The sequence below is a fragment of the Formosa sp. F44 genome, from assembly GCF_056238645.1.
This window is the reverse complement of record NZ_JBWDLJ010000008.1, coordinates 17,645-36,950: the sequence shown is the minus strand read 5'-3', so window position 1 is coordinate 36,950 and position 19,306 is coordinate 17,645. Positions and strand designations below refer to the sequence as shown.

18 protein-coding genes are annotated in these 19,306 nt (G+C 34.4%); 9 read left to right on the top strand and 9 right to left on the bottom strand.

The features are described 5' to 3' along the window. The first annotated feature begins 24 nt into the window (after positions 1–24). Positions 25–909 carry a GTPase Era gene (gene era / locus AC0UBM_RS17725; protein WP_414035109.1) on the top strand — a complete coding sequence of 295 codons (885 nt, stop codon included), beginning with the start codon at positions 25–27 and terminating at the stop codon, positions 907–909. Between the two features lie 4 nt (positions 910–913). On the opposite strand, the gene AC0UBM_RS17720 is transcribed toward era, so the two are convergent. Beyond that, the gene (locus AC0UBM_RS17720; protein ID WP_475689537.1) at positions 914–1,408 is read right to left on the bottom strand and encodes a GTP-binding protein; all 495 of its coding nucleotides are present in this window, start codon (positions 1,406–1,408) and stop codon (positions 914–916) included. 85 nt (positions 1,409–1,493) lie between these two features. Here AC0UBM_RS17720 and der point away from each other — a divergent pair, with 85 nt between their 5' ends. Further along, entirely contained in the window at positions 1,494–2,801 is a 1,308-nt protein-coding gene (gene der / locus AC0UBM_RS17715; RefSeq protein WP_475689536.1) for a ribosome biogenesis GTPase Der, read from the top strand. 222 nt (positions 2,802–3,023) lie between these two features. Then, positions 3,024–5,729, top strand: coding sequence for an outer membrane beta-barrel protein (locus AC0UBM_RS17710; RefSeq protein ID WP_475689535.1), 2,706 nt, complete (start codon positions 3,024–3,026; stop codon positions 5,727–5,729). 46 nt (positions 5,730–5,775) lie between these two features. Here AC0UBM_RS17710 and AC0UBM_RS17705 read toward each other — a convergent pair whose 3' ends face one another. The 6 genes from AC0UBM_RS17705 to AC0UBM_RS17680 all read right to left on the bottom strand — a co-directional run bounded on the left by AC0UBM_RS17705 (position 5,776) and on the right by AC0UBM_RS17680 (position 10,103). Beyond that, positions 5,776–6,702, bottom strand: a complete 927-nt coding sequence (locus AC0UBM_RS17705; protein WP_475689534.1) for a mechanosensitive ion channel family protein — start codon at positions 6,700–6,702, stop codon at positions 5,776–5,778. A 225-nt stretch (positions 6,703–6,927) separates the two neighbouring features. Continuing rightward, positions 6,928–7,740, bottom strand: a complete 813-nt coding sequence (locus AC0UBM_RS17700) for a TPM domain-containing protein (protein WP_475689533.1) — start codon at positions 7,738–7,740, stop codon at positions 6,928–6,930. A gap of 3 nt (positions 7,741–7,743) precedes the next feature. After that, positions 7,744–8,184 carry a TPM domain-containing protein gene (locus tag AC0UBM_RS17695; protein WP_414035115.1) on the bottom strand — a complete coding sequence of 147 codons (441 nt, stop codon included), beginning with the start codon at positions 8,182–8,184 and terminating at the stop codon, positions 7,744–7,746. A gap of 6 nt (positions 8,185–8,190) precedes the next feature. After that, complete coding sequence (locus AC0UBM_RS17690; protein ID WP_414035116.1) at positions 8,191–8,790, bottom strand: LemA family protein; 600 nt, start codon at positions 8,788–8,790, stop codon at positions 8,191–8,193. A 12-nt stretch (positions 8,791–8,802) separates the two neighbouring features. Further along, positions 8,803–9,132 carry a MerR family transcriptional regulator gene (locus AC0UBM_RS17685; RefSeq protein ID WP_414035117.1) on the bottom strand — a complete coding sequence of 110 codons (330 nt, stop codon included), beginning with the start codon at positions 9,130–9,132 and terminating at the stop codon, positions 8,803–8,805. Next, positions 9,132–10,103, bottom strand: a complete 972-nt coding sequence (locus tag AC0UBM_RS17680; protein WP_414035118.1) for a M23 family metallopeptidase — start codon at positions 10,101–10,103, stop codon at positions 9,132–9,134. Before AC0UBM_RS17680 ends, AC0UBM_RS17685 begins: the two co-directional genes overlap by 1 nt. Before the next feature lie 225 nt (positions 10,104–10,328). Between AC0UBM_RS17680 and alaS the strand changes: the two genes are divergently transcribed. The 4 genes from alaS to AC0UBM_RS17660 all read left to right on the top strand — a co-directional run bounded on the left by alaS (position 10,329) and on the right by AC0UBM_RS17660 (position 15,647). Then, complete coding sequence (gene alaS / locus AC0UBM_RS17675) at positions 10,329–12,947, top strand: alanine--tRNA ligase (protein WP_475689532.1); 2,619 nt, start codon at positions 10,329–10,331, stop codon at positions 12,945–12,947. Between the two features lie 3 nt (positions 12,948–12,950). Next, complete coding sequence (locus tag AC0UBM_RS17670; RefSeq protein WP_475689531.1) at positions 12,951–13,913, top strand: GSCFA domain-containing protein; 963 nt, start codon at positions 12,951–12,953, stop codon at positions 13,911–13,913. Between the two features lie 241 nt (positions 13,914–14,154). Then, positions 14,155–14,769 carry a DUF4230 domain-containing protein gene (locus tag AC0UBM_RS17665; RefSeq protein ID WP_414035121.1) on the top strand — a complete coding sequence of 205 codons (615 nt, stop codon included), beginning with the start codon at positions 14,155–14,157 and terminating at the stop codon, positions 14,767–14,769. A gap of 119 nt (positions 14,770–14,888) precedes the next feature. Further along, a complete protein-coding gene (locus tag AC0UBM_RS17660) occupies positions 14,889–15,647 on the top strand; it encodes an enoyl-CoA hydratase/isomerase family protein (protein ID WP_475689530.1) in 759 nt (252 codons plus the stop codon). A gap of 112 nt (positions 15,648–15,759) precedes the next feature. On the opposite strand, the gene AC0UBM_RS17655 is transcribed toward AC0UBM_RS17660, so the two are convergent. After that, positions 15,760–16,314, bottom strand: a complete 555-nt coding sequence (locus AC0UBM_RS17655; RefSeq protein ID WP_414035123.1) for a DUF4136 domain-containing protein — start codon at positions 16,312–16,314, stop codon at positions 15,760–15,762. Between the two features lie 524 nt (positions 16,315–16,838). Further along, complete coding sequence (locus tag AC0UBM_RS17650) at positions 16,839–17,012, bottom strand: DUF5522 domain-containing protein (RefSeq protein WP_475689529.1); 174 nt, start codon at positions 17,010–17,012, stop codon at positions 16,839–16,841. Positions 17,013–17,562: 550 nt separating this feature from the next. Between AC0UBM_RS17650 and AC0UBM_RS17645 the strand changes: the two genes are divergently transcribed. Beyond that, on the top strand, positions 17,563–18,480 hold the full coding sequence (locus tag AC0UBM_RS17645) for a 1-aminocyclopropane-1-carboxylate deaminase/D-cysteine desulfhydrase (RefSeq protein WP_475689528.1): 918 nt from the start codon (positions 17,563–17,565) through the stop codon (positions 18,478–18,480). Positions 18,481–18,484: 4 nt separating this feature from the next. Next, positions 18,485–19,297 carry a glucosaminidase domain-containing protein gene (locus AC0UBM_RS17640; RefSeq protein ID WP_475689527.1) on the top strand — a complete coding sequence of 271 codons (813 nt, stop codon included), beginning with the start codon at positions 18,485–18,487 and terminating at the stop codon, positions 19,295–19,297. Positions 19,298–19,306: the final 9 nt, after the last annotated feature.

Sequence of the window (19,306 nt, the reverse complement as noted above, 5' to 3'; positions counted from 1 at the left end):
GCAATCACTAAAATGCAGTAAAAGATGAATCATAAAGCAGGTTTTGTAAATATTATAGGTAATCCAAACGTTGGGAAGTCAACACTAATGAACGCCTTTGTAGGTGAGAAATTATCGATTATCACATCTAAAGCACAAACCACGCGTCATCGTATTTTAGGTATTGTAAACGGAGACGATTTTCAGGTTATTTTATCGGATACTCCTGGAATTATAAAACCAGCTTACGAATTACAATCGTCTATGATGGACTTCGTAAAATCTGCTTTCGAAGATGCAGATGTTTTGGTGTACATGGTAGAAATAGGAGAAACAGAGTTAAAGGATCAAGCCTTTTTCGATAAAATTACATCGGCAAAAATACCGGTTCTATTACTATTGAATAAGATTGATAAATCCGATCAAGGTCAATTAGAAGAGCAAGTGGGGTTATGGAGCAGTAAAGTGCCAAATGCCGAAATTTTTCCAATTTCAGCATTAGAAGGTTTTAATGTTTCAGAAGTTTTTAATCGTATAATCGAATTACTTCCAGATTCGCCACCATTTTATCCAAAAGATCAATTAACCGATAAGCCAGAGCGTTTCTTTATAAATGAAACCATTCGTGAAAAGATTTTAATTCATTACAAAAAAGAGATTCCTTATGCTGTTGAGGTGGACACGGAAGAGTTTTTTGAAGAAGAACAAATCATTCGTGTACGTTCGGTAATTATGGTGGAACGTGAAACCCAAAAAGGAATCATTATCGGTCATAAAGGTTCGGCCTTAAAACGCGTAGGAGTTGAAGCAAGAAAAGATTTAGAGAAATTCTTCGGGAAACAAATTCACTTAGAATTATATGTGAAAGTGAACAAAAACTGGCGTTCTAATTCTCAACAATTGCGTCGTTTTGGGTATAATCAGAAATAAAAGGTTATAATTTCAGGTTACTTTTCATAAAATCGTGTAAAAGTTTCATATCGGTTTTACCTTTTGCGCGACCAGCGCGTCCTATAAAATAGAGTGCAAACCAAAGTACAATCATGGCTATACAAACACCCAATTGTAAGCCATAAGAAGTGTGTAACGCCCAATTAGAATATCCCCAAACACCAAATCCAAGGAAAAGCATTACCACTATAAAATGTAGAAACATAAAGAAGGTCCATACGGTTGGGTTGGGGCCAAAAAGCCCGTGGAGTCTACAAGTGTTATGTTCTAATTCGTTAATTTCGAGATGTAATTGTGGCGACCAAAAGTGCTGTTTATGCTTCGGAATTCGAATAAAAACATGATTATCTACACGAGAGATCACAAAATCTGTTTGTGTGTTTTTTAAAGCTTCAAAATCAGATAAAATAGCTTCATTAACATGAGGTAAATCCATGTTAAACCTAGGGCGAAGCACAATGTCGTTATCTAATATCATGTTTTTGTAAATCTTTAGCGAATGCGTGAAAATACAGTTTTTTCTTAAACTTGTAAACACTACCTTTGCAGACAATTAAAAGTATATGAGTAATATAGTAGCCATAGTAGGAAGACCAAATGTTGGGAAGTCAACATTTTTCAATCGTTTAATACAACGACGTGAAGCCATTGTAGATGCAGTAAGTGGAGTTACTCGCGATAGACATTACGGGAAAAGTGACTGGAACGGGAAAGAATTTTCGTTAATCGATACAGGAGGATATGTAAAAGGAAGTGATGATGTGTTCGAGGCTGAAATCGATAAACAAGTTGTTTTAGCTATTGAAGAAGCAGATGCCATTATTTTTATGGTTGATGTGGAAACAGGAGTTACAGGAATGGACGAAGATGTGGCGAAGTTGTTACGTAAAGTAACTAAGCCTGTTTTTTTAGTAGTAAACAAAGTAGATAACGGAAAACGTGCCGAAGACGCTGTAGAATTTTATTCTTTAGGTTTAGGTGAATATTTCACGGTTGCAAGTATAAATGGTAGTGGAACAGGAGATTTATTAGATGCTCTAGTTGACGCTTTACCAGAGCAAGAAGAAGAGGAGGAAGAAGATCCGTTACCTCGTTTTGCTGTTGTTGGTCGTCCTAATGCAGGGAAGTCATCATTTATTAATGCCTTGATTGGTGAGGAGCGTTATATTGTTACAGATATCGCAGGAACCACACGAGATTCTATCGACACCAGATACAATCGTTTCGGATTCGAATTTAATTTAGTCGATACGGCTGGAATTCGTCGTAAGTCTAAAGTAAAAGAAGATTTAGAATTTTATTCTGTAATGCGTAGTGTACGTGCCATCGAGCATAGTGACGTTTGTATTATTGTTTTAGATGCCACTAGAGGTTTCGACGGTCAAGTTCAGAACATTTTTTGGTTGGCAGAACGCAATAGAAAAGGGATTGTAATTCTTGTTAATAAGTGGGATTTAATAGAAAAAGAAACAAACTCGGCTAAAGAATATGAAAGACAAATTCGTCGTGAGATGGAACCGTTTACAGATGTGCCAATTGTGTTTATCTCGGTATTAAATAAGCAACGTATTTTTAAAGCGATTGAAACCGCTGTAGAAGTATATAAAAACAGATCTAAGAAAATTAAAACAAGCGTTTTAAACGAAGTGATGTTGCCTATTATAGAAAGCTATCCACCACCAGCATATAAAGCAAAATTCGTAAAAATTAAGTTTATTACACAGTTGCCAACACCGCAACCTCAATTTGCTTTCTTCTGTAATTTACCACAGTATGTTAAAGATTCGTATAAGCGATTTTTAGAAAATAAATTGCGTGAGCATTTCGATTTTAATGGTGTGCCCGTAAGTGTATATATGCGTAAAAAATAAACGTATTGTTATAGTCAGTATTTAAAGCCCGTTCTAAATAAGAATGGGCTTTTTGCATATTGTAAGATATCCTTATCTTGCGTTCTCATATAAAATATGTCGGGGTTTATATTAACCTTTCTCAATTTTTACAATTCTATGTGTAAGATTGACTAATTGTTTTATATCAATTGTTTAGTGAGTAAGTTGTAATCTCCCAAGTAGAGAAAAGTATTTAGTTTTATGAAGTATTTCCTTATTTTTTTATTTTGCTTAGTTTCATTTTTATCATTTTCACAAACCAAACGCTTTGAAGTTAATGGAATCCTTTATGCAGAGGATTTGGACGAGCCTTTAGAGGCCGCGACAGTTTACTTACAGCGTATTCAGGATAGTTCTTTAGTGGCTTATGGTATAACTGATCGGAAAGGAGAATTTAAAATTGAGGGTAAAACCCCAGACGATAGGTTAAATGTTTTTATGTCTTATTTGGGATATAAAACCTATACAAAAGTGATTGAAATTGATTCCGAAATTATAAAATTACCCACATTAAGGCTACAGACTGAAGATAATGCTTTAGATGAAATAATAATAAAATCTACAGCTCCAATAACCTTTAAAACAGATACGTTAGAGTATAATGCCAAGTCGTTTAAAACAAAGAAAGATGCGAATGTAGAAGACGTATTAAAAGTGTTACCCGGAGTAGAAATTGATGAAAACGGTACAATTACAGTAAATGGAGTTGCAGTAGATAATGTATTGGTTAATGGAAAACCTTTTTTTGGAGATGACCCTAGTATTGCAACAAAAAACCTGACGAAAGATATCATTAAAAAAATTCAAATAGTAGATACTAAAACAAAAGACCAAGCCTTTGCAGGTGAGGCTGGAGAACAAGAAAGCAAGACGATTAATTTAACCATTGAAGAAGATAAAAATAAAGGAGAATTTGGCCGTTTGTCTGCTGCCGGAGGAACCGATGAGCGTTATCAAATGTCTGGTATTTACAATAGGTTTAACGATACCCGTAGAGTTAGTGTATTGGCCGGGGGAAATAACATAAATGCTCCTGGATTTAGTAATGCCGAACTTAATGATACGTTTGGGAGAGACAGAGGATTTTCGGCAGGAGGAAATGGAATTATAACATCTAAAAATGTTGGTGCGAATTTTAATAGTGCGCCTTCAAAGTATAACGAGTTTAATACAGATTATTTTTACGCGAGAAGCGATTCTGAAGATAGACGAAAAGTAGATAAGGAGATCTTTCTTCCAGAGACCACATACTACACATCGAGCGAATCTAGCACGATTAAAACAAATCAAAGTCATAAAGCCAACGTCTCTTACGAAACCGAATTAGATTCTACATTACTACTATCTTTCAGACCAAGATTTCAAGCCAATAAGAGTACGAGTAATTGGCTAAGTGAAGAAGAGTCTTTTAATGAAGATAGAGACATCACCAATAAATCTATTAGTAGTATAAATAGCATAAACGATTCTGATGTATTTACTGCAGATTTAAGAGCGACGAAACGTCTTGGTAAAAAAGGAAGTTTTATTCGTTTTGAAATGGGAGGGCAATTAAAAAATAGCGATTCTGATAAGTACTTGTTATCAGAAACGAATTACTATGGAGACGAACCTAGTGATGATATTAGAAACCAGTATGGCGATGGAAATCTTTCAGAAACACAAACAAATTCATCTATACGCTTTAGAAAACCTGTGTTAAAAGATAAAATGTCTTTAGATATGGAGTATAACTATAGAAATACACTTTCTAAGAGCAAGTTATCTACCTTTGATTTTGATGAAACGTCACAGACGTACAGTGATTTTAATTTTGATCAGAGTACAGATTTCGAAAATGAAAATGTAACCTCGACGCCAGAGGTGGGACTGCGGTATCGTGGCGAAAAATGGTCTTTTAGAACCGAGTTGGGATACGATTTTATAAACCTTTCGTCTAAAGATATGCTTCGTCCCGAATTAAATTTTGATCAGGATTTTGCACAGGTGCGCATGGATGCAAGAATAGGATACGATGTAAAATCTAAAATGTCTTTTAGAACAGATTATCGTTTAAGAAACGAAGCACCATCCATTTCACAGCTTCAACCTTATGTAAATATTAGTAATCCGTTGCATATTATAAAAGGTAATCCGGCTCTCGAAATGACCCAAAACCATAGAGTTAACACACGTTTTTATACAAATAGTTATAATAAAGGATTTGGATTTTTTGGATATGTTAATTTAAATGTAGTAGACAATAAAGTAGTGAGTAAGTCGGAAGTAGATGAGAATTTGATAAAAACAACTACATATGTAAATGTAGATGGAGCTTATAATGTAAATATGGTGGTGAGTATGTCTCAAAAAATAAAATTAGATTCTATCTCAGACCTTAAAGTTATTGCTGGCGTACGTCCAAATTTACAACGTAATGTCAATTTCAATAATGACGTGCAGTATTCTAGTACAGTACGTTCGTTAGCACCTTCTTTAGGTGTGGTTTACGATATAACGGATACTGTAGAATTAGAATCTTTTTATTCGGCTCAGTTTTCTGAAGGTACTTATAGTTTAGATAGTTTTAACGATACTGCTTTTACTATTCATAGATTAAAATTAAACACTGCTGTGTATTTACTGAATAACTTCGAGTGGCGAAATAATATGAATTTTAATTATAATTCAAATATTTCAGATGGCTTCCAAAAGAGCTCTTGGTTTTGGAATAGTACACTGTCTTATTCTGTATTAAACGATAAAGGCTATGTTACCTTAAAGGCCTACGATATCTTAAATCAAAATACAAATGCCAGTCGTGTTGTAAATGAAGATTATATACAGGATAGCGAAAGCAATGTGTTACAACAATACTTTTTAATAGGCTTTAGCTGGAAATTTAATAGTATGGGGGCAAAGAGTTAATTCTAATGCATCCAAATTATTTCCGGTTTATGTGGATGTGGAGATATTAATCGGGCTTAACTGCTTTGTTTTCTATAACAACACGTGTTCTAGGTAAGCTATCGGGATAGTTTTTTTGAATGTATTCTATCATTTTTTCACGGATGTGTACGCGTAAATCCCACGCCATAGGCGAGTTCTTTGCACTGACTAGAATTCTAGATTCTACCGTTGTTTCTTTAGATTCTGTAACCTGAAGTACATTTACTTTTCCATCCCATAAATTGGAAGCATTTAAAAGTCTAGTAAGCTCTTCCCTCAAGTTGTTAAACGGAATATTGTAATCTGTATATAAGAATATGGTTCCCATAATATCGGCATTATTTCTAGTCCAATTCTGAAACGGTTTTTCTAAGAAATAGGACGAAGGTAAAACCAAGCGTCTTTTGTCCCAAACGCGAACAACGACATAGGTTAGGTTAATTTCTTCGATCCATCCCCATTCGCCTTCAACCACCACAGCATCATCAATTCTAAAGGGTTGGGTTATGGCAATCTGAATTCCTGCAAGTAAGGCACCAACTACTTTTTGAGCCGATAAACCCAGTATGATCCCGGCGACTCCGGCAGATGCAAAAAGTCCGACACCAATTTTTCTAATCCCTTCAAAGGATAATAAAATAAGTCCGATGGCCACTATGATTATAATAAAAATAATTACTTTTTCTAAAATGTTAAATTGCGTATACACTTTTCTGGAATGCAGATTATCTTCTTCAGAAATGTCGTAACGCTTTAAAAATCTAGTTTTAAGTATACGTAAAACGATTATGGCAATCCAAGCAGCAACCGCAATAAATAAATTTTGCTGTTGGTTGGCTAAAGTAGAAAAATCTAAGCCTGTAAGTTTGGTAATAAAATCGGTTATAAGTTCAAGACTCAAAACGAGAATTAATAAAAGTCCGCTGATTATAAGATTGGTACGTTTTTTCATTATAACAAGATTATTTTTAATAGTATTAAGTATAGTACTAATAAAGTTTAGCTATGAAAAACAAGTCTGTAATAATGTAATATTTATAAGAAGTAATTGAAGAACATAGCCTTTATTTTAAAGTTAATCAAAAAGAATATAACTAAAAAAACATCGGACTACGATCTGTAAAGAAATCAGATATATAAAAAAGAAGTGATGTTTTATTATAAATATGACAATGAATTACCAGCTTCCACCGGCTCCACCACCACTAAAGCCACCGCCACCGAAGCCTCCACCAAATCCGCCGCCGCCACTAAAGCCACCGCCACCAGATGATCCGAAACCGCCGCCAAAGCTACCGCGTCCCATATTACTTAAAATAATAGCGTCTAAAATACTTATCGGTCTGCGATTACCTCCGTTTCTACCACCGCCTCCGCGTTTGTTTTTAGAAATAGCAATCATGAAAATAATGAACATAATAATCATGAACATTGCTAATCCAGGAGGAAATCCTTCCTGTTTTGTAGTTTCTCTTACGCCTTGATATTCCCCCATAAGGAGCTGAAATATAGCATCAGATCCTTTATCTAATCCATTATAAAAGCTACCAGTTTTAAATTCGGGAATAATAACGTTTCGTGTAATTTCTCCAACAATACCAGCGGTAAGTTTATGTTCTACACCATAACCCGGTGCAATCCAAATTTTACGGTCGTCTTTAGCGAGTAAGATAAAGACTCCGTTATCTTCTTTCGCTTGACCAACACCCCAAGATTGTGCCCATTTGGGAGCTAATAAGCCGATGTTTTCTCCTTTGGTTGTAGCAACTATAGCCACTACAATTTGAGTAGATGTCGAGTCTGAATATCTTACGAGTTTAGTCTCTAGATTGCTTTTTTCTGCGGGAGATAATAAATTGATATAATCGTAAACACTAGTTTGAAATTCTGGTTTTTTAGGAATATCAAATTGAGCAGTTGCAATTTGCGACGTACAGCATGCGATACAAATCCAAGTAAGTAATAACCAAGTGTTTTTTAATTTTTGCACGATTTATCCGTTTGAAATTTCGTTAGGTAATTCGTTAATATCTGAAGCGTCCCAAGGGAAATTAGCTTGTAACTCTTTTCCGGCTCTTAGCACGCCTTGAACAAGACCTTCCTTAAACTGACCTTGTTTAAAATGGGATTGAATAACATCTTTTGTGGTATCCCAAAAATCATTAGCAACCACATCATTTATACCTTTATCTCCGTAGATAACAAAGGTTTTATCTTCCACAGCTACATAGATAAGTACACCATTTTGTAGTTTGGTGTTATCCATTTTTAGCATATGAAAAACTTCCATAGCCCGTTCGTAAACGTCTATGGAAGATGATTTTTCAATATGAATACGGATTTCTCCAGAAGTTTCATTTTCTGCCACGCGAATAGCTTCAACGATTTCGTTTTCTTCTTTCTGACTTAAAAATCTTTCTACTTTAGAATCCATTGTTTTTTATTTGAAATCGAAGTCTACATCTACTGGTTTTTCTGCACCAGCTTCAGCATCGAAATACGGTTTAGCATCAAAATTAAACATTCCAGCTAATATCGAATTTGGGAATGTTTTTACGTGATTATTGTATGGCTTTATTGCTTCGTTATATCGAACACGAGCAGTCTGAATGGTATTCTCAGTACTTGTTAATTCGTCTTGAAGTTTTAAGAAATTCTGATTTGCTTTTAAATCAGGATAACGCTCTACCGATACTAATAATCTAGATAATGCACTGCTTAACCCGCCTTGAGCTTGGTTAAATTGTTGTAACTGTTCCGGAGTAATGTTCTCAGGATTAATAGTTGTAGATGTCGCTTTAGCACGTGCTTCAATAACATCTGTTAATGTCGATCTTTCAAAATCTGCGGCACCTTGTACTGTTTTTACAAGATTTCCGATTAGGTCATTTCTACGTTGGTAAGATGTTTGTACATTTCCCCAAGCTTCACTTACGTTTTCATTTAATCTTACTGCAGTGTTATTAAATCCTACGCCCCATTTGTAGAATCCTATTACTATAGCAGCAATAACGATTACAGGAATTAACCATTTTTTCATGTGTGTTAGTTTTTATAGTTGATTTTTAATTCGAATAAGTTGGCTTTTAATATTTTCCAATTTATCTATAATATCAAAGTTAGTTAAAGTTTTCTTTTTTTCTTCCTTTAAATGTGTTTTTGCTCCTTCGAGTGTAAAACCACGTTCTTTAACCAAATGGAATATCAGTTTAAGGTTTTTGATATCCTCGGGAGTGAATTTCCTGTTGCCTTTAGCATTTTTTTTAGGCTTAAGCACATCAAATTCTTTTTCCCAAAAGCGGATTAAAGAGGCATTTACATCGAATGCTTTGGCGACTTCGCCAATACCGTAATATCGTTTTTCAGGTAAATCTATATGCATTAATCTAAAGATTGGTTTTCTAAAGAAGATTTTTCTAGAAGAATACTGTATTCTTCAGAAGTTAAACTTCCATAATAGAAATTTGTTGGGTTTATACGCTCGCCGTCTTTAAAGATTTCATAATGTAAATGTGGTGCTTCAGAGCGCCCAGTACTTCCAACAAAACCTATTAAGTCGCCACGTTCTACCTTCTGGTTTTTCTTAACGTTATATTTGTAAAGATGCGCATATAAACTGACATAACCATACCCGTGGTCAATTCTAATATGTCTTCCGTATCCGGTCGATTGGCTATCGGCTCTTAGTACAGTACCGTCGCCAGTAGCATAAACGGGTGTTCCTCGAGGGGCTGTAAAATCCATGCCGTAATGAAACTTACGTGCTTTAGTAAATGGATCTGTACGATAGCCATAACCCGACGCAATTCGTGTTAAATCTACATTGTTTACAGGCTGTATAGCAGGAATAGATGCTAATAGTTTTTCTTTGTCTTCGGCTAGTTTAGCAATTTCATCTAAAGATTTCGATTGCACTACAATTTGTTTCTGTAGGATGTCTAATTTTTTACTGCTCTCAATAATAAGTTTAGAATTATCGTAACCTTCTAATCCTTTATATCGATTTATACCTCCAAAACCAGCTTTACGTTGCTCTTCAGGTATGGGGTTTGCTTCAAAGTAAATACGATAAATGTTATTGTCGCGATCTTCTACACTGGCTAAAACTTCAGAGGCTTCATCCATCTTTTTGTTTAGCAAGTCGTATTGCAATTTCATATTTGTTAATTCTCGCTTTAAAGCTTTCTCTTTAGGCGATTCAACAAAATGGCTGGTTACAAAAACCGTTAAAAATCCAAATAAGGCAGAAGCCGTAATAAATCCTAAAATGTACTTAAACGTCTTACGCTTTTTACGCTCTATTTTCCTATAGGAAAGCGTCTCAGGATCATAATAATATTTTACCTTACTCATTATTTAATTTATACTATTTTTGCAATTATAAAAGAAAAACAAGGTGTTAAACCAAGGGTGTTCTGGTAAATCGTAAAAATAATTATGTTACAAATTTAAAAAACTAATGACAATATTTTACGACTTGCCTTAAGCAAACCTGAATTTAACAATATATTTGCACTTTATAAACAAAGAACGACTCCCTAAAAGTAGTCAATATAATAACAGTTTGTTACATATAATATGAAATCTCAAGACATTCGCTCTAAATATTTAGAATTTTTCAAAAGTAAAGGTCATACTATTGTGCCGTCTGCACCTATGGTTCTAAAAAACGATCCTACGTTAATGTTTGTTAATTCGGGAATGGCACCTTTTAAAGAGTACTTTTTAGGGCAAGCGAAACCGCCAAATACGCGTTTAACCGATTCTCAAAAATGTTTACGTGTTTCTGGTAAACACAACGATTTGGAAGAGGTAGGTTACGATACGTATCACCATACCTTGTTTGAAATGCTTGGAAACTGGAGTTTTGGAGATTACTTTAAAAAAGAAGCTATTGCATGGTGTTGGGAATTATTAACTGAAGTTTACGGTATAGATAAAGACATATTATATGTTACCGTTTTTGAAGGTGATAAAGAAGATGGTACTCCAATGGATCAGGAGGCTTACGATTTTTGGAAAGAAATTGTGCCTGAAGACCGCATATTAAAGGGGAACAAGAAAGATAATTTCTGGGAAATGGGCGATCAAGGTCCTTGCGGACCATGTAGTGAAATCCATGTAGACATTCGTTCGGCTGAAGAAAAAGCTAAAGTAGATGGGAAATCATTAGTAAACGAAGATCATCCGCAAGTGGTAGAAATCTGGAATTTAGTTTTCATGCAATACAATCGTAAGGCCAACGGAAGTTTAGAAATGCTTCCTAATAAACATATCGATACAGGTATGGGCTTCGAGCGTTTGTGTATGGTTATGCAAGGTGTGCAATCTAATTATGATACCGATGTATTTACACCAATTATTCGTGAAATAGAAACCATTTCTAAAACAGAATATGGCAAAGATGAAAAGGTAGATGTTGCCATTCGTGTTATTTCCGATCACGTACGTGCTGTAGCATTTTCTATTGCCGATGGACAATTGCCAAGTAATACAGGTGCAGGATATGTTATCCGTAGAATATTACGTCGCGCAGTACGTTACAGTTTTACATTCTTAGATCAGAAAGAGCCATTTATTTATAGATTAGTAAATGTACTTAGCAATAAAATGGGGGAGGCATTCCCTGAATTAAAATCCCAAAAACAACTGATTCAGAATGTTATAAAAGAGGAAGAAATGTCTTTCTTAAGAACATTAGATCAAGGTCTAGTACTCCTAAATGGTGTAATAGAGCATACTTCGGATACCGTTGTATCTGGAGAAAAAGCATTCGAATTATACGATACGTATGGTTTTCCTATCGATTTAACGTCTTTAATTCTTCGTGAAAAAGGGTTAGAATTGGACGAAGCTGGTTTTCATGCCGCTATGGAAAAACAAAAATCAAGATCGAGATCGGCTAGTGAAATGTCTACAGACGATTGGACTGTTTTAATAGAAGACGATATTCAGGAATTTGTAGGTTACGATACTTTGGTAACTCCAGTAAAAATTACACGTTATAGAAAAGTAGTTTCGAAAAAAGAAGGTACGATGTATCAGCTTGTTTTTAATTTAACACCGTTTTATCCTGAAGGAGGAGGACAAGTTGGTGATAAAGGCTATATCGAATCGCCTAACGGAAATGTAACTTATATTTTAGATACTAAAAAAGAGAATAATGTTGTTTACCATTTGGTTAAAGAACTTCCAGAAGATTTAAATAGTGTTTTAAAAGCGGGTGTAGATGAAACACAGCGTTTCAGAACCTCTTGTAATCATACGGCAACGCACTTATTACACCAAGCATTACGTGAAATTTTAGGAGAGCATGTAGAGCAAAAAGGGTCGGCTGTACATTCTAAGCATTTACGATTCGATTTTTCTCACTTTTCTAAAGTAACTAACGAGCAATTACAAGATATAGAAGATTTCGTAAATGCCCGAATCGAAGGGAAATTACCATTACAGGAGCAACGTAATATACCAATGCAAAAGGCAATAGATGAAGGTGCTATGGCTTTGTTTGGTGAAAAATACGGCGATACAGTTCGCGCGATTCGTTTTGGTAAATCGATAGAATTGTGTGGTGGAACTCACGTACAGAACACCTCGGATATTTGGCATTTTAAAATCAAGTCCGAAAGTGCTGTAGCATCAGGAATACGCAGAATTGAAGCGATAACAAACGATGCTGTTAGAGAATTTTATACAGATAGTAGTAAGATTTATTTTGAGGTAAAAGAGTTACTTAACAATGCTCAAGATCCTATAAAGGCTCTTCAGAATTTACAGGATGAAAATTCAAATTTAAAAAAGCAAGTAGAAGCGCTTTTAAAAGAAAAAGCTAAAAACGTAAAAGGTGAACTTAAAAACGAAATTGAAACCATAGATGGTATTCAGTTTTTAGCTAAAAAAGTAGATTTAGATGCGGCTGGAATTAAGGACTTGTCTTTTGAGTTAGGCGGTACCTTAGACAATGCATTCTTAGTTTTTGGTTCAGAACAAAACGGAAAAGCATTATTGTCTTGTTATATTTCTAAATCATTAGTAGAAAGTCATAAACTAAACGCGGGACAAGTGGTTCGTGAATTAGGAAAATTTATTCAAGGAGGCGGAGGTGGTCAGCCGTTTTTTGCTACTGCAGGAGGTAAAAAACCTGAAGGTATTCCAGAAGCTTTAGAAGCTGCTAAAAATTATGTAGTTAAGGCCTAACTTATGAAATTTTTTACCGAGATCCCAATACAGCAACAAACCGAAAATCTAATCGATTATCAGTCTAAGGTGTTGTTATTGGGATCTTGTTTTGTAGAAAATATTGGAAATAAATTCGATTACTTTAAATTTCAAAATCTTCAAAATCCGTTTGGCGTTTTGTTTCAGCCTAAGGCTATAGAGCAATTACTGCATCATGCTGTAAACAATAAAGTGTATACTGAAGCTGATTTGTTTTGTCAGAATGAAATATGGCAGACTTACGATGCACATTCTAAATTAAGTCAACTGGATAAAGCGGCCGTTTTAAAGGGATTAAACACGGCAGTGTTAAACACTAAACAGTTTCTAGAAATAGCATCTCACATTGTAATAACCTTGGGTACGGCATGGGTGTACCGGCATATCGCATCTAACACTGTAGTTGCCAACTGCCATAAAGTACCACAAAAAGCATTTAAAAAGGAATTGTTGCGTAGCGCAGAAGTGGAGGAGTCTTTACAAACTATTCTAGATATTATAGCCGAGGTGAATCCCGAGGCACATGTTATTTTTACCGTTTCGCCGATTCGGCATACAAAGGATGGATTTGTAGAAAATACGCGAAGTAAATCCCATCTTATTTCTGCCATTCATCAAGTTTTGCAAATTAACAAAAGTCAACAAATTCACTATTTTCCATCGTATGAAATTATGATGGACGAACTTCGTGATTATCGATTTTATACCTCCGATTTAATTCATCCTAATCAGGTTGCTATCGATTATATTTGGGACAAGTTTAAAGCAACATGGCTTGCTCCAACTACAACGGTTTTAATGAAAGATGTACAGACTATTCAGACGGGATTACAACATAAACCGTTTAATGAAACTTCAGAACAACATCAGAAATTTCTTAATAATTTGAATAAGAAAATTACAGCGATTCAGAAAGAATTACCGTGGGTTTCGTTTAAATATTAGAAGTATGCAGGTATATCTTGTTGATATTGTGCTTTATATCTGTTTTATATGTTAATGGTCTATAAAAATAGACAAATACTTAAATAACTTTTATTTTAGTATTGCTATTAATCAATCTGTTTATAAGCATCAAAATCGGTAAAGCATATCATCTATGTTACAACGGGGTTGATGCTTTTTTTGTGTTTAAAAACGATGTGTTACAGAACATATTTTATACCTTTCATTAAAATTTAAATTAATGAAAAATATAACTTTTGGAATTCTAATTGCAATTTGCTTATTCTTTACGCTTAGGTATTGTAATGAAAAGAAAGAAGACGATGCCCAGCTTATACAAAACTCTATGTTAATTCAGGAGCAAATTAAAAATGTGGGTAAATTAGTCGTTACCGAAGGTCATTTTAGCGAAGTGTTTTCATATAAAGATTCCAGAGATGTTTTTCCGTATTTGGTGACAGCCGAGAAAAGAGCTTTGGTGGTCGTGAATGCAGATGTAACCATTGCTTACGACTTAAGTAAAATTACTTACGATATTGATGAGGTTAATAAAATTCTTAATATTACGTATATCCCAAAAGAGGAAGTTAAGATTAATCCAGAGTTTGAATATTACGATATTCAGGCCGATTTTTTAAATCAGTTTCAGGCCAAAGATTATAATAAGATTAAGAATAAAGTAAAAGCATCGCTTATGAAAAAAGTGGAAGCCTCAGATTTTAAGAAGAATTCTAAAAATAGATTGATTAGCGAATTGTCTAAGTTTTATGTTTTAACTAATTCTATGGGGTGGACATTGCAATATAACGACACTCCAATTACAACTCCGGAAACTTTAGAGGATTTAAAATTATAGTGTTTGCAAATGAGTATATCGCCTTAAAGCCACTAACTGCCTCCTGATAATAAAGGCATATTAATTTGCAATTTAAAAATTTCAGTATCTTCGATTTTTAATATTTAGGTCATTAAAACATGGAACACCCATTTGTAACACAAACTGTAATTGAAGGAGTCAGCACGATTTCATTCTATAACCCGTCGCATAATGCTTTGCCTAGCGTGCTCCTTTCTAAATTAGAAGCGGAAATTAATACCGCTAGTACAAACCCGAATGTGAGTGTGGTGGTTTTGCAAAGTGGGGGCGATAGAACGTTTTGTGCAGGAGCGAGTTTTAATGAGTTAATTGCAATTGAAACCGAGGCGGAAGGAAAATTATTTTTCTCTGGTTTTGCCAAGGTAATAAATGCCATGCGCAAGTGTCCTAAATTTATTATTTGTAAAGTGCAAGGTAAAGCTGTTGGTGGCGGTGTAGGTATTGCAGCGGCAGCGGACTATTGTTTAGCCACGAAATATGCGTCTATTAAATTAAGTGAACTAAGTATTGGTATCGGACCTTTTGTAATAGAACCAGCAGTTAGTCGGAAAATAGGCGTGATAGCCATGACTGAAATGACCATTAATGCTACGCAGTTTTACGATGCCAATTGGGCGAAACAAAAAGGTTTATATGCAGATGTTTTTGATAATCAGGAAGCTTTGAATGAAGCCGTAGAAACTTTGGTACAACAATTAAAAACGTATAACCCAGAAGCTGTAAAGGCCATGAAAATGGTGATGTGGGAAAATACAGGCCATTGGGATACTTTGCTTTTAGAGCGTGCAAAAATCAGTGGTACACTTGTATTGAGTGATTTCACTAAATCTGTGCTTAGTAAATATAAAACCACTTAAGTTTAAGATAGGTAAATTAAAACTGTCTTGAAATAAAATCGAGGAATCTTTAAACAAAAAAAGGAACCTATTTCTAGGTTCCCAGCACTACTTTTCTTTTTCAGGGAAAGTATTATTTTTCTGGCTTTGGCGGGTAATTTTCTAATATTTTACCAACGAATTCTTGAATACGTTCGTCTTTTTTATTCATTTTTTCGTTTAAATATCCAGAACCTACACCTTGCCAAACTAATTCTTTTTTCTCGGCATCTATTAAATCAATAAACAATGTACCTTCTGTAGATCGTGTAACTGTTGTGTTATTAAAATCGTTATAATAATAAGGACTCCAACCCCAACCGTAACCATAAGGACCGAAGCCCATATAATTGTTATTATACACATTAACTTCTTCTCTAGCTTTAGTGAAAATACTAACTAGAATATCAGGGTTTTCAGATTTAGTAAATCCTTTTGCAGTCAGGTCTGCTTCAATAGCTCGTAAAATGCGCTTTTTATCTAGATCGCTAATTTCGGCTTTATCGATTCCAGTTTTATAAAAAGCAAAAGTTTTATATTGGTCAAAAGTTGTTTCTTTATCGTAATCTGAGGCTACTTTTATAGAACTACAAGAACTTACAACAATTAGTACTAATACTACTGGTAAATATTTTAAGAGTTTTTTCATAGGTTTAAGTTATAACGAATTAATTAAATTATTTAAAGACACTCCGTGCTACTATATTCTTAATATAATGTAGCTACTGCATCATGTATAGTAAATATAGCCTTTTGTTTCTAATTCAACTTCGTTTTAAAACGTGTTGACATTTCTTTAATATACAAGTTGAGACTTTATAAGTCTTAATATCTTTAGTTGTTATTAACAATAATCATACCAATTACGGAGTAAAGCCACAGCTTGCTAATAAAATCGATACTATAAATGTTAATTCAATTGAATGTTTTCAATTTAAAAACGATTTCTTACATCTCGAATTATCATACGTGTTTTAACCGAAAGAAAGCTTCGAATCTTCGTTCTTCACGTTTTTAATCCTTTTAATTTGAGAGTGTAAATAGATTAAAGCACCATCTGTTTAACGATTTTGTTACGATGAAGAGCATGCCTGTAATTCAGATCTTTTAATAACTTGTAGTAAGTCGTCTTCAAGAAATACATCCGTAAGGGCATTAAAAAAACAACACACACTAAGATTTTTTATCCTTAAAAGAATCTGTTTTTTTGTCGTATCCATACGGACAATGTCTACAGCCATTTTTACAGCAATAACCTCGCTTTAGGTGATATTGGGCGGTAAAACAGCGGTAACCTTCAGGTGTAAGGTAGTAATCGCCTTTTTCTACGGGAATAATTTTTTTCATGTTTTGCAAAGATAATGCAATTTGGATTGATTTTTGAAATGATCTAATTATGATTTTAATTTCTAAAAAAATAACGCCTAAAGGTTATCAAGGTGTTACATTGTATCCGTTTGTGATATTAAGAGACGCCAAGTTAAAAAGCAACGCGGTGGTAATAAATCATGAGCATATTCACCTTAAGCAACAAAAGGAATTATTAATCATTCCATTTTACCTCTGGTATGGGGTTGAATTTTTAATACGTTTGTTTCAGTATAAGAATTGGAATACAGCATACCGGAATATTTCTTTTGAACGCGAAGCCTATTCAAACGAAAAAAAACTCAACTACTTAAAATTAAGACCTCCATTTTCTTTTAGGAAATATCTATGAGCGTATATTTTGACAGCTAAATATAACAGTGAATTCTAGAACCTAGAACGCGATTTTACCTGCGTTTTTAATGGTTATTCAATCGTATAATATCTTCATCGTTTTTTTCTAATTTCAACAAAAAGTTATGGTTAACCTTTTAATTTCAATTACTTTTGTAGGTTAATAGATTTAGCTATGCTTTTTTCTTCAGAACTTTCGATTATCGAAAATCAGTCGGTTACTCTTAATTCCGATTGTAATATAAGTCTTTCCATAAAGCGGGAAGATGAGATACATCCTTTTGTTAGCGGAAATAAATATCGAAAATTATATTACAATATTTTAAAAGCTAAAGAAGAAGAGCACACAACACTATTAACTTTTGGAGGTGCGTATTCCAATCATATTGCTGCTGTAGCATATGCAGGAAAAGTATCTGGTTTTAAAACTATTGGTATTATTCGTGGTGAAGAATTAGCTTTAGAAACAAATTTAAATCCCACACTTAAATTCGCAGCCTCTTGTGGAATGGAGTTTAAGTATGTTACCAGGAGTGATTTTAGGCTTAAAGAAACCGAGAACTTTATCCATGATTTACATGAGGCTTTTGGTGAGTTTTACCTAGTTCCTGAAGGTGGTACAAATGCCTTAGCCGTTAAGGGCTGTGAACATATTTTAACCCGAGAAGATTCGGAATTCGATTATATCTGTTGTGCGGTGGGAACTGGAGGTACAATTTCAGGACTTATTAATAGTAGTGAGCCTCACCAGACTATTTTAGGATTTCCTGCTTTAAAAGGTGATTTCTTACAAAACAATATTAGTAAGTTTGTAACCAAAACAAATTGGGAATTAATAACCCATTATCATTTTGGTGGGTATGCCAAAATAGATGAAACATTAGTTCAGTTTATAAATGCCTTTAAACGTCAGAACACTATACCATTAGACCCTGTTTATACTGGAAAAGTGATGTTTGGCGTTATGGATTTAATTAAGCAAGGATATTTTCCTGAGAATTCTAAAATCTTAGTAATTCATACAGGAGGATTACAAGGTATACCCGGAATGAATAATATATTAAAGAAAAAGAAAATGCCTCAAATCATATAAATACATGAAGCAAGTAATAGTCCTTTTATTGGTAGTGAGTGTATTGTTTAGTTGTGGGTCTCGTAAGCGAAAGTATAAACCTTCGAAAGCAAAGCATAAAACGGAACACGTAGAGCGTAAGCAATCTAAAAAATCGGAAGTAAAGAATGAAGATACTCCCGCAGAAACTCAGGTTGAAGTGGTACCTAAAGTGGTTAGCAGTACGTCCGAGTACATTCAGCTTTATGCACCTATAGCAGTTGAAGAGATGAAATTTTATAAAATTCCAGCAAGTATAACGCTTGCGCAAGGAATTTTAGAATCCGGTTCGGGCCGTGGCCGTTTGGCAGTAGAGGCTAACAATCATTTTGGGATTAAGTGCCATGAGTGGACAGGAGCAAGTATTCATCACGACGATGATGCCGACCAAGAATGTTTTAGAAAATATAAGGATGCAAAATACTCGTATAGAGATCACTCGTTGTTTCTTACAGAACGGAAACGTTATTCGGGTTTATTTCTTTTAGATATAGACGATTATAAAGGTTGGGCAAAAGGGCTGCGAGCTGCAGGTTATGCTACCGATAGAAAATATCCTGAAAAACTAATTTCCTTAATCGAACGTTATCAGTTATATGCTTACGATGATGAGGTTACGGGCAATGCGCCTAAACGTGCTAAATCACGTCCGAGTCAAGAAGTACATTCTGTAGAGAAAGGGGATACGTTGTATTCTATTTCTAGACGGTACAATATATCGGTAAAAGAACTTCAAGAACTAAATAGATTACAAGGAACGACTATTTCTGTTGGACAGGAATTAATCGTGAAATCTTAAAATAAAACA

Coding starts and splice junctions, on each gene's coding strand:
- era (WP_414035109.1), top strand. CDS start 25: ATGAATCATAAAGCAGGTTTTGTAAATATTATAGGTAATCCAAACGTT.
- AC0UBM_RS17720 (WP_475689537.1), bottom strand. CDS start 1,408: ATGATATTAGATAACGACATTGTGCTTCGCCCTAGGTTTAACATGGAT.
- der (WP_475689536.1), top strand. CDS start 1,494: ATGAGTAATATAGTAGCCATAGTAGGAAGACCAAATGTTGGGAAGTCA.
- AC0UBM_RS17710 (WP_475689535.1), top strand. CDS start 3,024: ATGAAGTATTTCCTTATTTTTTTATTTTGCTTAGTTTCATTTTTATCA.
- AC0UBM_RS17705 (WP_475689534.1), bottom strand. CDS start 6,702: ATGAAAAAACGTACCAATCTTATAATCAGCGGACTTTTATTAATTCTC.
- AC0UBM_RS17695 (WP_414035115.1), bottom strand. CDS start 8,184: ATGGATTCTAAAGTAGAAAGATTTTTAAGTCAGAAAGAAGAAAACGAA.
- AC0UBM_RS17690 (WP_414035116.1), bottom strand. CDS start 8,790: ATGAAAAAATGGTTAATTCCTGTAATCGTTATTGCTGCTATAGTAATA.
- AC0UBM_RS17685 (WP_414035117.1), bottom strand. CDS start 9,132: ATGCATATAGATTTACCTGAAAAACGATATTACGGTATTGGCGAAGTC.
- AC0UBM_RS17680 (WP_414035118.1), bottom strand. CDS start 10,103: ATGAGTAAGGTAAAATATTATTATGATCCTGAGACGCTTTCCTATAGG.
- alaS (WP_475689532.1), top strand. CDS start 10,329: ATGAAATCTCAAGACATTCGCTCTAAATATTTAGAATTTTTCAAAAGT.
- AC0UBM_RS17670 (WP_475689531.1), top strand. CDS start 12,951: ATGAAATTTTTTACCGAGATCCCAATACAGCAACAAACCGAAAATCTA.
- AC0UBM_RS17665 (WP_414035121.1), top strand. CDS start 14,155: ATGAAAAATATAACTTTTGGAATTCTAATTGCAATTTGCTTATTCTTT.
- AC0UBM_RS17660 (WP_475689530.1), top strand. CDS start 14,889: ATGGAACACCCATTTGTAACACAAACTGTAATTGAAGGAGTCAGCACG.
- AC0UBM_RS17655 (WP_414035123.1), bottom strand. CDS start 16,314: ATGAAAAAACTCTTAAAATATTTACCAGTAGTATTAGTACTAATTGTT.
- AC0UBM_RS17650 (WP_475689529.1), bottom strand. CDS start 17,012: ATGAAAAAAATTATTCCCGTAGAAAAAGGCGATTACTACCTTACACCT.
- AC0UBM_RS17645 (WP_475689528.1), top strand. CDS start 17,563: ATGCTTTTTTCTTCAGAACTTTCGATTATCGAAAATCAGTCGGTTACT.
- AC0UBM_RS17640 (WP_475689527.1), top strand. CDS start 18,485: ATGAAGCAAGTAATAGTCCTTTTATTGGTAGTGAGTGTATTGTTTAGT.